This is a genomic window from Phaeobacter gallaeciensis DSM 26640 (genome assembly GCF_000511385.1).
Taxonomy (GTDB): Bacteria; Pseudomonadota; Alphaproteobacteria; order Rhodobacterales; family Rhodobacteraceae; genus Phaeobacter; species Phaeobacter gallaeciensis.
The window spans coordinates 1,708,620-1,724,958 of record NC_023137.1 but is presented as its reverse complement, the minus strand read 5'-3'; the positions used below and the strand labels follow the sequence as shown (position 1 = coordinate 1,724,958).

Here is a 16,339-nt window from a genome sequence, read left to right as displayed (position 1 = left end):
TATAACTGGAGATGTTTTAATTTCTAGTTAGGAGTGGTTTACAAATCGTTGATACAGCGTAGGCTTGAGTAACAATCTCCGTCAAGCTTTATGCAACCCTGAATTGCAATCCCAACATCTCGATCGCAGCCCCAATATGCCTCGACAGTTCACTCCTCAAGTAGACCTTCTGCAACTCGCCATGGACCTTGTAGGGGTGAAGGCGTGAAGGCGTTACTTGGAGCCGTGAAGGCGTTAATAGATAAAAAATACGGTAGACGATAGGCGCACATATGACAACGCAAACATCTCAGGACCTGACCATTATCGGCATCGGGTCTTCCGCAGGCGGACTTGAAGCCATTCGTGAGCTGGTTGCGACGCTCCCGGTGGATGTGCCTGCGGCCTATGTTGTTGTCCAACATATGTCGCCACACCACAAAAGCCTGATGACGGAGCTGGTGGCGCGGCAGACCCAGCTGAAGGTCGGCACCATACAAAATGGCACGATCCCCGAGGCCAATGTCGTCTATATCACCCCGCCCAAGAGCGATGTCATCTTCTCAGATGGTCGCCTGCACCTGTTGCAGGATCCCAATGCCGAACCCGGTACGCCGCGCCCCTCGGTCGACCGCTTCCTGGTCAGCCTTGCGGAGCAGAACGGCGACAACTCCATGGCGATCATCCTTTCGGGGACCGGCAGTGATGGCGCCTACGGCGTGCAGGCCATTCGCGAGGCCGGCGGCATCACCATTGCTCAGGACACCGAAAGTGCGAAGTACGACGGTATGCCAGTGGCTGCGGTGCAGACCGGCTGCGTTGACCTCGTGCTGCGGCCGCAGGATATTGGTGCCAACCTGCAAAAGATCCTTTCCTCACCGCGCGATTTCACCTCTCTCCGGCATGAAAACAGCCTACAAGAATCACCTGTATCGGATCTGCTGCAAATTCTGCTGGCGCGCACTCGCGTTGATTTTCGCGACTACAAACAGACAACGATCAGTCGCCGGATTGAGCGACGCATGATCGCTCTGGGAATCGAAACCCAAGAAGAATATACGCAGTTCTGCCGTAACAACCCTCATGCGGTCGATGCCTTATTCAAGGACCTGCTGATCTCAGTCACACGGTTCTTCCGTGATCGGGAAGAATTCGAACTGCTGAGAGCGCTGTTACCGCAACTGCTAAAAGAGCGCGGCCCCGGCCCGCTGCGGATCTGGGTTGCCGGCTGCGCCACCGGCGAGGAAGCCTACTCGATCGCCATGGTGGTCTCTGAGGCGCTCGGCAATCCGACCAATCAGCTCAAATCACGGGTACAGATTTTCGCAACCGATATCGACAAAGATGCGTTGCAAACCGCACGCAAAGGTGTCTACAGCCTCACAGCTCTGAACGATATTCCCCCTGAATTTGCCGAGAAATATCTGATCCGTCAGACCGATGGGGTCCGGGTGGTCGACAATCTACGCAATGCGGTTCTGTTTTCTGACCATAACGTCTGTCAGGATCCCCCGTTTCAGAAAGTCGATTTAATTTGCTGCCGCAACCTTCTGATTTATTTTGGAAACCCACTGCAACAGAAGGTCATGTCGCGGTTCCACTATGCCATGTCACCGCATGGTCTTCTGTTCCTTGGCACTGCCGAGAGCGTCGCCGGATCGGATGAATTATTCGTGCAAGATCGCTCCGCAACGCATGTCTATCGCAAACGATCCCTGCGGGCACACCAGCAACCTTATAATATGCCTTCGGTGCCGATGATGGCACAACGGCCGACGATCAAGCCGCCGGAGCAGTCTGGGCCCTCCACTGATCGACAGCTGTTCGAGGCACTGGCGCAATCCTTGGGCAAGAACTCACTTCTGGTCACTGAGGACTTTTCTATCGCGCGGGTCTATGGCTCAGTCAGTCAGTTCATCGAAATCAATGAGACCAGTTCGCTGCGGATGCATCTTGATCTGCTGCGCAGCCCATTGCGTGAAGAGGCGCGCAGCCTCATTACCATCGCGCTGAAAAATGGGTCTCATAAAGGCGGCGTCCGCCATCTTCTTGCGGAGAACGACGAGGAGGAAATTCACCTCAATGTTTATCCGATTGTCGCCAAGGACATCAGTGAACGCGCCGCATTGGTGGTCTTTACACCGGTAAAGGTTGACCGCTCGCGAGTGAGTGACGAACCGATTATTGGCGAGGAAGGCGATGCCACCTTTGAACGGATCCGCAATCTAGAGAATGAGGTTGCAACAACCCGTGAAGCTCTGCAGCAGACCATCGAAGAGCTGGAGACATCAAACGAGGAACTGCAATCACTTAACGAGGAGCTGCAATCCACCAACGAGGAACTGCAAGCCACCAATGAGGAGCTGGAAACCTCAAACGAAGAACTCCAATCCACGAACGAAGAACTGATCACCGTCAATGAAGAGCTTCAGGTCACCGCGTCTGAACTGAGCGGCCGTACCGGCGAGCTGATTTCAGTCCTTGAAAGCACGCCGCTTGCGATCGTTGTGGCTGATAGTGCCCTGCAGATCACTCAGGCCACTTTGGCGGCGACCCGGATGTTCGATATCCGCCGTCCGATCTCCAGCCCGCACATCAGCCAATGTGCTCTGCCCGAAGGGTTTCCTATTCTGGCACCAATCTGCAGCGAAGCTCTGCGTCTTGGCCAAACCGTGACCGAGGAATTCAGTTCTAAGGGCAGCCGCATCCGCCTGACCTGTTCGCCCTATTTCGACGTCAACGGGCAGATCCTCGGCGTTACGCTGGTCGTGTCGGAGTTTCCGGGCATGGCACATGAAATGGAGATGATTCTCGACAACTCCAATCTTCTGCTGCTCAATCGCACGCGCAAGGGAGAGATCCTCCGGATCAGTGCGGCCTATGCAGAATTGTTGGGCTTGAACCGCGACACAGCCCTGTCTCAGAACGTATTTTCCATCGCTGAAGACGACGAAGGCATTGATCAGGCCATGTTCCGTCGAGCGACCAAAGTTCTGGATAAGCCGGAGGGATTTGACAGCGAATTGCTGCAGGTGAGCCTACCTGACGGGACCGGTGAGCGCTGGATCCATATGGACCGTCACCGGTTCCCCCATCACGTGACCGAAGAGCCGACAGTCTTTACCATCGGCACTGATGTGACCGAAACCGTGGAGGCCCGTCAACGTGCCGAAGCGCTTCTGATGCAGGCGGAATTGGTCCAGGATATGGTTGGGATCGGGTTCTGGTCCATCGATGCGGAGGGCCAGACGCCCTATTGGTCGCCCAAAGTCTATGACATCCATGGCGTGAAACCAGAGGACTATGATCCGGAAATCGAAAGTGCCATTGCGTTCTTCCACCCCGATGACCGGGAGGATGTGCAGCGCATTATCTCCGAGGCGATTGAAACGGGCAGCGGTTTTTCATTCATCAAACGCTTGATTCGTGCCGATGGCGTCGAAATCAGTGTGGAAAGCCAAGGCTTGGCTATTCGCGACGACAACGCCGATGTGACGCGACTGGTCGGTATCTTCCGCGAGGCACAGGACGCTGAGGGCTGATTGCCCGCACACCGGGCAATCAGATTTTAAAAAAGGCGCAGGTGACTGCGCCTTTTTCATGGTCCACATCTGTAGTCTTTGACCTGCCCCACGAAGGGGCAGACGTTACACCACCTTCAACCGTCGTCCTGCCGTCAACCCGTCTGCAGCCGCAGTGATGGCTTGCGCGTCGATGCCAAAATGACGGTAGAGATCACCGATGGTGCCGGTCTGGCCAAAATGCTCGACGCCAAGCGGAATAGACTGATGCCCCTGAACGCTCCCCAGCCAGCTCAGGGTTGCCGGATGCCCGTCAATCACCGTGATCAGCTTGCAATGGTTGGGCAGTTGGGCCAGCAGGGTCTCGATATGGCTTTGTGCCTGCGGCAGGCCACGTGCCCGCGCCCGCTGCGCTGCGGTCCAACCCGCATTCAACCGGTCTGCTGAGGTGACGGCCAACACGCCCACGTCACGGCGACCTTCACCAATGGCGGCAGCGGCTTTAATGGCTTCCGGTGCGACGGCCCCCTGATAGGCAATCACCACATCACAGTTCGGTCCCGGTTTTTTCAGCCAGTAAGCGCCATCAATGGCCCCCTGCCGGAAATCATCGTCACCACGTTTGCCGGGCTGTTCAATAGGATTGGTGGTCAGCCGCAGATAGACGGAGCCGCCGGTCTCATCGCGCAGCCATGTGCGCTCATCCGGGTCGCCCTCGCCATCGCGCTGGAGATAATCAAACGCCCATTCCATAATCACTGCCAGCTCATCCACGAAGGCAGGTTCAAACGCAGCCAACCCGTCCTGGCTCATCCCGATCAGCGGCGAACCGATAGATTGATGTGCGCCCCCTTCCGGGGCCAATGTCACCCCAGACGGCGTGCCCACGATCATGAAACGGGCATCCTGATAGCAAGCATAGTTCAGGGCATCGAGGCCACGCGCAACGAAAGGATCATAGACGGTGCCAATCGGGATCAGCCGCTTGCCAAACAGCGATTGAGACAGACCGGCAGCCCCCAACAGCAAGAACAAATTCATCTCCGCAATGCCCAATTCGATATGTTGGCCGTCCGGTGTGAACTCCCATTTTGCGGTCGACGGGATCTTATGCTCCATGAAGGCATCCGCCTGAGCCGTGCGGGCAAAAAGCTTGCGCCGGTTCACCCAGGGACCAAGGTTTGTCGTCCCGGTCACATCCGGTGACATGGTAACAATCCGCGTTGCCAGATCGCTGTCGCCTTTGGAGAGGTCATCAAGGATCTTGCCAAATCCCATCTGTGTCGACATCTCGCGGTCGGTCTTCACCTCCACCGTCGGCACAGCCAAGCGCGCGTCCTGATAGCGCCGCGCGCCTTTTGCGAAAAACGGCGTCTGATCAAGGAACCCTTGCAGCGCAGCCGCATCTTCGACCGTTGCAAACGGCTCCCATTCCTCGCCCTCAGCGACGCCCATATAGCGCTGCCATTCCGCCATCTGGGTCTTGTTCATCAGGCCGCCGTGATTGTCCTTGTGGCCCGCGATGGGCGTGCCCCACCCCTTCACTGTATAGGCCAGGAAACAAACCGGGCGGTCATGGTCGATGGCCGCAAAGGTCTCGGCCATAGTGGCCACGCAATTGCCGCCAAGGTTTTCCATCAGTGCCGCCAGCTCCGCGTCAGAGCGCCGGTCGATCAGCGCAGTCACATCTCCCTGATCGCCCAGATCCTCCATGAGATGCTGACGCCAGACAGCCCCGCCCATAAAGGTCAGCGCCGAATAGGTCTGATTGGGGCAGTCATCAATCCACTGACGCAGCTTATCACCGCCCGGCTCCTCAAACGCGGCGCGTTGCAGGGCGCCATATTTTACCTTCACCACATCCCAGCCAAAGGCGTCAAAGATCTTCTCGATCCGCTGGAACAATCCTTCGCGCACAATCCCGTCAAGGGACTGGCGGTTATAATCAATGATCCACCAGGTGTTGCGCAGATCGTTTTTCCAGCCTTCCTGAAGGCATTCATAGACATTGCCCTCATCCAGCTCTGCATCGCCGACCAACGCCACCATGCGCCCCTGCGGCGCGTCTGCGCCCCAGGATTTCGCGGTGATATAGTCCTGAACCATGGAGGCAAAGGAGGTGATCGCCACCCCAAGACCCACCGATCCGGTGGAGAAATCCACGTCATCAATATCCTTGGTCCGGCTCGGATAGCTCTGCACCCCGCCAAAACCACGGAAATTCTCCATCTTCTCACGGGTCTGGTTGCCCATCAGATATTGGATTGCATGAAAGATGGGCGACGCATGGGGTTTTACCGCCACCCGGTCCTCAGGCCGTAGCGCGCTGAAATACAGCGCGGTCATGATCGACACCATCGAGGCAGAGCTGGCCTGATGGCCCCCAATCTTGATGCCGTCTTCCTTGGCCCGCAGGTGGTTGGCGTTGTGGATCATCCAATGTGACAGCCATAGCAGCCGCTGCTCAATCGTCTTGAGCATTTCAGGAGAGGATGTCGGCGCGGCAGGTGTCGGGGTCATGGTCAAACTCGTTGGCATAAATCGAAGCTACCCCTCCCGCCGGAGTGCGGAGGGGGCCTTTTACATGGGGCGACCTGAAGGGCGCAGCGGTTACATCAGGCGGCCAAGTGGGGCGCGCCGGGCAAAGCCGAAATCAGGCAGCGGCGTAGGCATTGTGCGAGGACAGCGCCTGCATCAGATCGTCGATGATATCATCGACACCTTCAAGCCCTACTGACATCCGCACCAAACCTTCGGCGATCCCATGTTCGGCGCGTTCCTCAGGGGTATAGGTCGAATGGGTCATGCTGGCCGGGTGTTGGATCAGAGTTTCGGCATCACCTAGCGAGACTGCGCGCTGGACCATCTCAAGCCGGTTCATCATGGCGATACCGCCCGCCTTGCCGCCGACCACCTCAAACGGGATCATGCCACCAAAGCCCGACATCTGCCGCCGCGCCAGATCACCTTGGGCAAAATCATCAAGACCCGGATAATAGACCCGCTCCACCGCAGGGTGCGATTGCAGCGCCTCGGCGACCTTCAATGCGGATTTGCAATGGCGCTCCATGCGCAGTTCCAGCGTCTTTAGGCCGCGCATCAGCAGCATGGCGCTGAAGGGTGACATCACCGCACCGGTCATATCCTTCAGCCCGACCAGACGGATCTGGGTGATATCCTCCTTGGAGCCCACCACAAGACCGGCGATGACATCGCCGTGACCGCTGATGAATTTGGTCGCCGAATGCACCACGATATCTGCGCCCAGTTCTATCGGTCGCGTGATGACCGGCGTGGCAAAGGTGTTGTCGACCACCACTTTGGCACCAGCTTTATGCGCAATCTCGGAAATCGCAGCGATGTCGATCAGACGGTTATTGGGATTCGCCGGCGTCTCAAAATAGACCAGTTTGGTCTTCGGGGTGATCGCCTCTGCCAGATTGGTCGGATCTGTCATATCCACAAGACGCACCTTCACGCCAAAGCGCGGCAGACCGTGGGTCATGAAAGAGAAAGTGCAGCCATAAAGCGTCTTGTCGAGGATGATCTCGTCGCCCGCAGCAAGGAACGACCACAGAGTCGAGGTGATCGCACCCATGCCGGACGCTGTAGCAAGCCCTGCTTCGCCCCCTTCAAGATTGGCAATCCGCTGCTCCAGATGGTCCAGCGTCGGGTTGGAAATCCGGCTGTAGAAATGCCCTTCGCGTTCGCCGGTGAACATTTCACCACCGGCCTCGGCGGAGTCGAAGGTAAACGTCGACGTCAGATAGAGCGGCGGGTTCAGCGATCCCTGCTGCGACTGCGTGTCATAGCCATGGTGAATGGCGCGTGTGGAAAAGCTGGAGCCGGTTTTTGTCATGGAAATCACCCTATTGCGTTTCCAGCATCTTAGGATGGTCTCGCGGGCGATTAGTTGCTAATTTACCCTCAAACAACATAAGGATTGGCATATTATGCCAGAAGTAGCCAAGCTAGACGTCACTGACCGGCGAATTATACGGGCGCTGCAGCGCAATGGACGGATGACGAATCTCGACCTTGCGGCTGAGGTCAATCTCTCCCCCTCTCCCTGCCTGCGACGATTGCGTATTTTGGAAAACACCAATGTCATTCAGGGCTACAGCATCGATGTCGATGCCAAGGTCTACGGGCTGCCGGTCACGGTCTTTGTCCGGGTAAGCCTTGAGAACCATACGGAAAGCGTGGTGGCCAATTTCGAACGCCAGATCCGCGACACACCCGAGGTGCTGGAGTGTTTTGTCATGACCGGCCTGGCCGACTATCTGCTGCGGGTGGTGGTGGCGGATCTGGAAGATTACGAGCGCTTCGTGCGCGCCCGGCTGCATCCCATCGGGGGCATCAGCTCTATCGACACCAGCTTTGTCTACGGCGTCGTGAAAAAGACCGCAGTCTACCCTGAGGTTGAGGGCAGCGGAGGCTGATCATCCATCAGGTTCGCTGATTTGGGGATGGCCGGCAAAGATACAGCCTCCCCGGCGCTACATTCTTTATAATTCTATACTATTCGATATACTGCCCCCCTATTGGCGGCAGGACATCATCCATGCAGGGGCCCATCCCGACAATTCTACCCAAGATCTCGACGCGGCTCACGGCGTTTGCCTTTGCCGATGTGGCAGACTACACGCGGCATATCGAAATCAGCACAACGGAGACGGTGCGCCGATGGTGTCACCTGCGCGATACCGTGCTGCTGGATGAGCTGGAACGTTACGATGGTGTGCGGCGGTCTGATGCCGGAGATGCGCTGCTGGTGGAATTCTCCAGCGCCACAGATGCAGTGCAGTGGGCGATGGCGGTTCAAAACCGGCTGGGCCAGCAGGATAACGATGCCAACCCGATGAAGATCCGCATCGGCGTGAATATCGACGACGTGATCGACGACCAGGGCACTGTACAATCTGATGGCGTTGTCATCGCCTCACGCATTCATCAACTGGCTGATCCCGGCACCGTGGTGGTGACCAAGATGGTCCGCGATATCGTCCGTGGAAAACTGTCGCTGCGGTTTCATGACCTTGGATCGCCGCTGCTGAAGAACATTGATCGCCCGGTCCAGGTCTATCAGGTCTGCGACGGCAGCGGTGACACCGTCCCCCTGCACCCTCATGCCGATTGGAAGAACCGACCGACACTGGCGGTGCTGCCCTTTCAGGATCGGGGCGCGCAGGCAGAGGAGCAGTACTTTGGCGACGGCATCACCGAGGAGATCATCTCAGGCGTGTCCCGAAGCCGCACAATGTTTGTCATGGCGCGCACTTCGACGCTTAAATTTCGGGGCAGCAATGAAAACCCGGCCGAGATAGGTCGCGGCCTTGGGGTCTCCTATCTCTTGACCGGTTCGGTCGACCGGCACGGGGATCAACTGCGCATTTTTGTCGAGTTGATGGATGTGCTGCGCAACCGTGCCATCTGGGCCCAGACCTACCGCGGAGATCTACAGGAGCTGTTTGCCTTTCAGGATGAGATCGCTTCCGGTGTGCTGGCGATGCTGGAACCAAAGGTGCTGTCAACGGAGGCTGAGCATATCAGCGCTCGCAGCACGGATAGTCTGGATGCCTATAAATGCGTGCTGCGCGCCCTCGCCCGGCTCTATCAGCTGGACGACTACAGCTATGAAGAGGCGATTGCCCTGCTGCAACGGGCGGTGTCACTTGATCCGAAATATCCACAGGCGCATGCTTATCTTGCCTGGTGTATGAACTTCTTCTTGGCGGAGGGGCATTCTCACAACCCGCGTGACGATATACTGACCATGATCAACCATTCCCGGCGCGCGGTGGAACTGGACCCGGATGACGCGCTGACCTTGTCAGTGCGCGCCCATGTGCTGAGCCTGCATGAAAACAGCCCGGAAGACGCGCTGGAGCTCTTTGAGGATGCACTGGCGCACAATATGAACCTGCCGCTGGCCTGGGGGCTGAGTGCGACGACATATGCCTATCTCGGCGATGGCGCAGAGGCCCGCGACAGGCTTCTCAATGTCTGGCGGCTGGCGCCCTACGATCCACTGAGCTTCTTTTTCCTGACTGCGGCCGGCCTTGCCGAGTTTGTTGACGGAAACATGCCGGAAGCGATCCGTTTTCTGAAGAACGCCCGCCGCAACAAGCCCCGTTTCATGGCCAGTCTGCGTCTGCTCGCGGCGTCTTTTGCCCTCAGTGACCAGACGGAGAACGCGCGCAAGGTTGCGCAGGAAATTCTGGATCTGGATCCCGGCTTCTCGGTTTCGAAATTTGCGACCTGGTACCCGCTGAAATCAAAGGAGGCCCTGGATCGTCTGATCGACGGATTGATACGCGCAGGACTGCCGGAATAGACGGCAGCCACAGCGCATAATGGGGATACCCGACAAGAACAAAATAAACCGAGAGGCAGATCGGCAAAGGCCAGATATCAGCAGCCACGTAGGACGTTTTTTAACTCGTATTCAACGATTTAAGGGGGATTTATGATGGCGGAACATGGTAGTTCACAAGGCGCGTCGAACGGTCTCGGCCTCGGGTTGGGGCTGGGACTTGGCAATGGTCTGGGTCTTGGAAATGGTCTGGGATTGGGCAATGGCCTCGGTCATGGCAACGGGCTGGGCACGGGTCAAGGCCTGGGGCTGGGCCTCGGGTTGGGGTCCGGCCTTGGTCTCGGGCTAGGATCCGGTCTTGGACTTGGGAATGGTCTGGGGCTCGGCTCAGGGCTGGGGCTCGGGCTGGAGGACAACGGCTATCTTCTCGGCAATGGCGCTGATGCAGGTATCGGCACATTGCGCAGTTACTACGCAACGCCAAAGGAGCTGGGGCTGCTGCCCTGGACGCTGGATTTCAGTCCCGACAACAATGGCGGCGACCCGTTCCCGCTGTCGATGATCATCAGCCCCTATCAGCTGCCGACAGACACCGCCGCCTATCCCGTGGCGCTGGAATGGATCACCGAAGACTGGGATCCCGCTCTGCGGTTCTGGGCGCTTCCATTTGATCCCAATCTTGGGGAATGGCTGCGCGCTGCGGACAGATCGGAACCCGGCACCATGGCGGCGCTGGAATTTGCGTCACAATTCACCAATTGGCATCCGGCTCATGTCGGCAATCGCTGGCTGGAAGAAAACGATCTGTTTTGGCACTACGTCAGAACCGGTACCGCTGCGCAATCGCGCACTGCGGCGGAGTCTGCCTTTGATATCATCGTCGCTGAGCTGGAAGTGCTCAAAATGTATATGGAGGATGATCGTCAACAGTATATGGTTGAATGCGACGTCCAGGCCGATGGCCTGCCGGCCTATCTGATCCATTTCCTGGGCGCCAACAGCTTTGACCATCCGTTCACACTCAAGTTGATTGACCTCGGACTGGCGGTCGGCAATGTCGCCTATATGAGCTATAAAGCCCATTTCAAAAGGGTGCGCCCATCGATACTGCGGCCCGGCCTGACGGTGCCCTTTGGGCCACCCGCCCATCCAGCCTTTCCCAGTGGTCATGCGTTTCTGGCGCATTTCCTGTCCCTGCTCTTGCTGGAAATTCCCGGCGTGGCACAGCGATTTGGGGTGGTGAAAGGGTATAAATCTGATGGCTCAGGCACGGATGTGCAAGTCCCGGCGGGCACCTTGCTGCGCAAGCCAACCTACAATGATCTGCTTGGCAGTGATGTGATCGCCTCGCCGTTGCTGACCATGGCGAACCGGATTGCGGTGAACCGTGAACGGATCGGGGTGCACTACCCCTCCGACTCGACCGCGGGACGGCACATCGCGGCGGGGATCTGGTATTGCCTGATGGACAGCGCCCCCGTGGACCCAAAGCCAGGCGGCACCCCATGGGCGCATATCTCGGTCCCCACACTGCACCGTATCCTGGAGAAGGCGAAGACCGAATGGCCGACACCCTGGGTCTCCGCTGACATCACATGAGGATCGCAGAAACCTCCTAAGGCGCCATATGCAGGCCCAGATTGTTGTCACCCGCAACCAGATCAACAAGGGCCTGAACCTTATCGGGCGGTGACGCGGCTGCGCCAATCTTGACTGTGAAGTCGGCGGCGGGGTCGGTGTTGGCGCGGTCATTGATCTGGCTCAGTTCATAGAAGACCACCAGCTGGGTGCCCGCAGGGGCGGCCGTGCGTGCAGTCGTGGTCAGCTGCGTGATCTGTTGCTGATCAGTCTGTGCGAGCGCCATGCCGACCACGTCCGGAGCAATATCGAATGGTCCGATATCAACATGGCTGTTCCAGACAACACTGCGCTCCATAATTTGAGCCAGCGGTTTGTCATTGAGCACCCAACCAGCCCAGGCCCGCAGCCGCGCGCCATTGGCGGCCACCGCCCCTCTGTTACCAAAGCTCGGCAGCCAGCCGGGCATCACCCAATCCGCGTCTGCAGCCCAATGAAGCGAGACCGGCACATAGCTGCCCGGTCCGACTTTCACCGGCCCATCCCCGGTCGGGAACACATCGGGACGGCGGTCGCGAATATAGATATCTACGAGCGGTGGCGCCCCCGCCTTGCTGACAATCTTACTCGGTTCGGAGGGAAACATCCCCATGGTTTCATAGGCCCACCGCGTTACCTTGTGAGAGGTGGCGGGCTGCCAGTCTGCTCCGCCTCTTGGCAAGGATACGGAAGCCGAGGCGCTCCAACCGGCCTCCTCCATGCCAACCTCCAGCATTTCAGCCCGCGACGGCGATTGTGCCAGTCCGGCCATTCCCTGCATCAGCAGATATAGCGTCATATCAGAGGCCCGGGTGCGCTGTGCCCAGTCAGCTTCCGTACCCGCAAGCGTATCTCCGCCCAAGGATCGATACAGTAGGAAGCAGGTGGACGATAGGATCTGCTCGGTCAGATAGGCCTTATGCTCGGTCCCGGAATCCGGCGGATCCTCAATCACCGAGCGATTCAGCAACCCATACCACCCCCAGCCCATTGCAGGTGTGCGGTCATGCCGCCGTGGTGCAAAGATAAAGGGAAATGTCCACCCTCGCATCTTCGGATCGCCGGGATAGGTCGGGCTGGACAGATCGGACAGCGGATCAAAGAACACCGCCGCCAGCGAGTCCCCAGCACTATGGGCGAAATCGAACTCAAGCTGCCCAATCCGGGCCGCCAAAAGGTAATGCCCGAATTCATGCATCATCCAGCGCCCGCAGCTGGCAATACCCAAAGGCTCCAGTTGACTGTCTGGCGTCCCAGCCTTCACTCGCGCCCAACGGTTGAGATTGGCGAGCGCCAGATGCATATCGATGCTGGGTTTGCTCTGAAGGGTGGCATCTGGTGCCACCTCATAGCGCACCTGTGCATTGATCGTCCGCCCATCCCGGCCCGGCCCCGGTACGATGCCCGACCGGTAGTGCACGGCCAGCGGTCCCTCCGCCGTGGCCATGTAGCTCTCCGGCGCAAGACCCAGCCCGCGCATCGTGTCAAAGAAGGTTTTGCTGTGCCAATAAGCGCTGATCGCGCTGGATATATTGCGTCGCGGCGGCAGATCAGACAGCCCTGTTCCCGGCAGGGTCTTCGGCAGGTTTCCAACCCCGTCGCCCGGCACAAATCGCGGACAGTTGCGCACCTCATAGGCCGACTGCTGCATCTTCAGGCCACTACCCAACCCAATCGCCCGGCTTTCCCGGAACAAATCCAAAATCTTGTCCGACCGCGTTGGTCGGCGCCATGCAAGCGGTGGTGCGGGGTGCGGCGGAATCTGCCCCGTGGGGGCGCGCCAATCGGGCGGCGGCACCGGAAATACCCGCACAAAAGGCAGCGGTGGCGGTAGCGGAACCCCGATTCCCGCCACCGCGTGACTGACCAGTGGCACCCGCGTCACCGAGAGCAACTCAACCTCATTTGCGCCCAGCTCCGCCAGACGCACCCGAACGGTCAAACGATAGCTCACCGGTTCGCCGCGCGGCGTATCCTGCCCGCGCGCCAGAAAGGTCAGGGTGATATCCCAGGCCCCGTCGGTGACGTTCTCAGGCTGCGCCGAAAACCGGATATCCTGCAACAGCAGGGACTTCGGCACCACTCCGGCCTGTTTGGCAATATCATCCTCCAGCATCGTGATCATTCGGTAGACCGAGGACCGCGCAGCAGGCGGCGCACCCGTTTGTGGGGTCGGCGGGACAGAGGACGTATCAAAGGGCGGCGGCGATGTCGCGCTGCTTGCGTCATCTGAGACGGCTGCCTCAACCGGCGCATCGCCCGTGTCCGTCTCAGAGGATGGAACCAGTGTTGCCGGTGCCATACCGGCCTGGAACCCCAAGGGAACACCGGAGAGGCTGCGCGACAAGCCGCCCAGAACCATGCGTTTCTCGGCATCACTGCGCCCAGCCAACAGCGATGATAGCGCTTGGTGGGATCCGCCGGGAAACTCTGCCGTCAAGCCACGGATAATCAGATCAAAGCCATCATCAGTGGCGCGCACCTCAATCGGAACCCGAAATCCGGCGGACGGGAACCGCATCAGAAAAGACCCGTGCATCGGGTCAGGAATACCTTCTGTCGCCACGAGGATAACGGTGCCCGGCATCGCACTCTTTGGATGGCGCGACATGTTCCAGCTGGCGATCTGGCCATCAAGACGGCTCGGCTCGGCGTTGATTTTGGGCCAGATATCGCACCAATGCAGCAGGCTGCCGCTTGCGGCAACATCCGCCAACAGATCCAGCATCGGATCCGCCTGACCCAGCGGCGGCGGCGTCGCGTTAACATATTGCTTCAGCTGTTTGAGGTAATGTTCTGCCGCTGTACTTAACGCTGCCAGATCAATCTCACCATCGGCACCACCCACACGCGCAGCCGTCACATAAGGCACCGTCGGATGCGAGATCAGGCGCGACGGGCGGCGTGACCCCGGATATTGCCACTCATATCGCAACCAGGCCCGCGGTGTTGTGCCTTCAGCAACGTCAGTGGGAGGCCATTTGCCAGGATGTGTCAGTTTCGCCATATCATCCCCCTTCGTGCATGCGCCGAAGGGCATGCTATGTCTGTGCCATAATATTCACCCGACATCCTCAGGAACGGCCCTCCGCAGAAACACAACGACATAATATGCCGCCGTTCAGCAAAGGGTGACGCGGTTTTTCAATCCCGCCCTTTCATTGGAGGTGCGCTGCTGGAGTTACGGCGTCGGCCACGTCGAGCATCTGATGCGCTGCAAACGCAAACCCCACCTCAGGATGAGCCTACCATAGTTTCAGCGCCAACAGTAGGCTGACAGCACACTCCGCCAGTGATCGGCGAAAGCTGTCAAACCATCACGGATGGCCCGGCGACATGCTGGCAACTTTGGATCTCCGACCGTTCGAGAAATGATCCGCCCTTTGATGGCAAAAAATTTGAAACCGGCGCATTTTTTCTCTGGACGCGCCAGAACGGAAACCATATATCAGCTCCACATTCCGGCGTAGCTCAGCGGTAGAGCAGTTGACTGTTAATCAATTGGTCGTAGGTTCGATCCCTACCGCCGGAGCCAAAGTTTCCAAGGGCTTAGCGTATATACGCTAGGCCCTTTTGGTTTCTGCATTTGTGTTATCTTTGCGTCTGCCGCCCGCTCACGACAAGAGCGGAGCGGGCGATTTCTTTAGCCCCGCCACATGGCCCAACGACAGCGCCCCCAGTGGCAGCAGGCAGGCCTGTAACGCATGGTAGATGTCCGGCTTTCCAGTGAAGATCGACCCTGTCACCTGCCCGTTCCCATCAATTTCGGGATACCAGCCGCCGCGCTCTTCATCGATGAAATGCGTTTGCGCAAATTCCCAAAGGCGGCGATACCAACGCTCGTCCTCGTCTCTGGCCTCCAGTTTCACTAGCGTGGCAACGGCACCGATGGCCTCCGTCACCGGCCACCAGAACCGATTGCCCATCGCGACCTTGCCGTCAAAATCAAGCGTATAGGCGAAGCCACCATCCGGTAACCAGGCGTCGGCTAGCGCGCGTTCAATCAGGCTTCGCGCGCGTGTCGGGGCGTCCCTGTCCCGCCGCCCTGACAGATCCCAGTGCTGCAACATCAACCGCCCCAGCTCAAAGGAGTGGCCAGGTGTTGTCCCTGCGGGTCGGAACATCGGATCCCCGGCATAGCTACGGTCGATTTGCCACGTCTCAGTATAATGTTCAGGCAGGCGCCAGCCTTCTGCTGGCGCAACTTCGCCCACGAAAAAATCGAGGATATGGCCTGCACGGTCCAGAAATACCGTCTCACCGTTGGCCTCATACGCCGTCAACAGCGCTTCCACCCCGTGCATATTGGCGTTCATTCCCCGATAGGTCGAAAACGGTGCCCAATCCCGGTTCCATTCGTCGGTAAACCGTTTTGGCTCTGTCTCCCAGAACCGCTGGTCCAAAACCTCCGCCACATCGCTCAGCAAGGCATCCGCAGCGGGGTGCCCGGCCAGTTTCGCCGACGCCGCAGCCAGCAGGACAAAGACATGGCCATAGGCCAGCTTGCGATCATCCGCGATATCATCTCCGGACAGCGCCCAAAGGTATCCACCGTGGGTCTGATCGCGGTGGTGACTGTTAAGATAGGCGATGCCGTGATCAATCATCCGGTCGGCACCTGCATAGCCGCAGATATGCGCCAGTGCGTAAGAATGGACCAACCGTGTTGTGGTGTGCAGCTCCTGCGTGTCATCCGGCAAGGGCCTCCCTAAAGCATCCAGAGTGTGAAACCCCGGCCCCGCCCGTAGACTACCTGCGAAGAAATCCAGCTGCCGCCTGGCATCTGCAATCAGATAGGCCCGATGGCTCGCATCCTCCAACCAAACACCGGGCACAGACATATCTCCAACTGCAGAATGGGTGTTCATCAGCCGGTCTCCTTTTCGTATCCGAGGCGCGATGCTGA

At 58.4% G+C, this 16,339-nt stretch carries 8 protein-coding genes and 1 tRNA gene; 5 read left to right on the top strand and 4 right to left on the bottom strand.

Annotated features, from left to right (window positions below):
• The first annotated feature begins 272 nt into the window (after window positions 1-272).
• The gene (locus tag GAL_RS08215) at window positions 273-3,521 is read left to right on the top strand and encodes a chemotaxis protein CheB (RefSeq protein WP_024097119.1); all 3,249 of its coding nucleotides are present in this window, start codon (window positions 273-275) and stop codon (window positions 3,519-3,521) included.
• Window positions 3,522-3,626: 105 nt separating this feature from the next.
• On the opposite strand, the gene GAL_RS08210 is transcribed toward GAL_RS08215, so the two are convergent.
• Window positions 3,627-6,038: a transketolase-like TK C-terminal-containing protein gene (locus tag GAL_RS08210; protein WP_040103993.1), complete on the bottom strand. Its 2,412-nt coding sequence runs from the start codon at window positions 6,036-6,038 to the stop codon at window positions 3,627-3,629.
• 115 nt (window positions 6,039-6,153) lie between these two features.
• Window positions 6,154-7,359 carry a methionine gamma-lyase gene (locus GAL_RS08205; protein WP_024097117.1) on the bottom strand — a complete coding sequence of 402 codons (1,206 nt, stop codon included), beginning with the start codon at window positions 7,357-7,359 and terminating at the stop codon, window positions 6,154-6,156.
• Between the two features lie 94 nt (window positions 7,360-7,453).
• Between GAL_RS08205 and GAL_RS08200 the strand changes: the two genes are divergently transcribed.
• From GAL_RS08200 to GAL_RS22885, 3 genes are all read left to right on the top strand, one after another.
• The gene (locus tag GAL_RS08200; RefSeq protein WP_024097116.1) at window positions 7,454-7,942 is read left to right on the top strand and encodes an Lrp/AsnC family transcriptional regulator; all 489 of its coding nucleotides are present in this window, start codon (window positions 7,454-7,456) and stop codon (window positions 7,940-7,942) included.
• 122 nt (window positions 7,943-8,064) lie between these two features.
• Window positions 8,065-9,837, top strand: coding sequence for a tetratricopeptide repeat protein (locus GAL_RS08195; protein WP_024097115.1), 1,773 nt, complete (start codon window positions 8,065-8,067; stop codon window positions 9,835-9,837).
• A 132-nt stretch (window positions 9,838-9,969) separates the two neighbouring features.
• A complete protein-coding gene (locus GAL_RS22885) occupies window positions 9,970-11,415 on the top strand; it encodes a phosphatase PAP2 family protein (RefSeq protein ID WP_040103992.1) in 1,446 nt (481 codons plus the stop codon).
• 16 nt (window positions 11,416-11,431) lie between these two features.
• Here the strand turns inward: GAL_RS22885 and GAL_RS08185 are convergent, their stop codons facing one another.
• Entirely contained in the window at window positions 11,432-14,440 is a 3,009-nt protein-coding gene (locus GAL_RS08185; RefSeq protein ID WP_024097113.1) for a hypothetical protein, read from the bottom strand.
• Window positions 14,441-14,893: 453 nt separating this feature from the next.
• Here GAL_RS08185 and GAL_RS08180 point away from each other — a divergent pair.
• Window positions 14,894-14,968, top strand: a tRNA-Asn gene (locus GAL_RS08180).
• A gap of 79 nt (window positions 14,969-15,047) precedes the next feature.
• Here the strand turns inward: GAL_RS08180 and GAL_RS08175 are convergent.
• Entirely contained in the window at window positions 15,048-16,301 is a 1,254-nt protein-coding gene (locus GAL_RS08175) for an AGE family epimerase/isomerase (RefSeq protein WP_024097112.1), read from the bottom strand.
• Window positions 16,302-16,339: the final 38 nt, after the last annotated feature.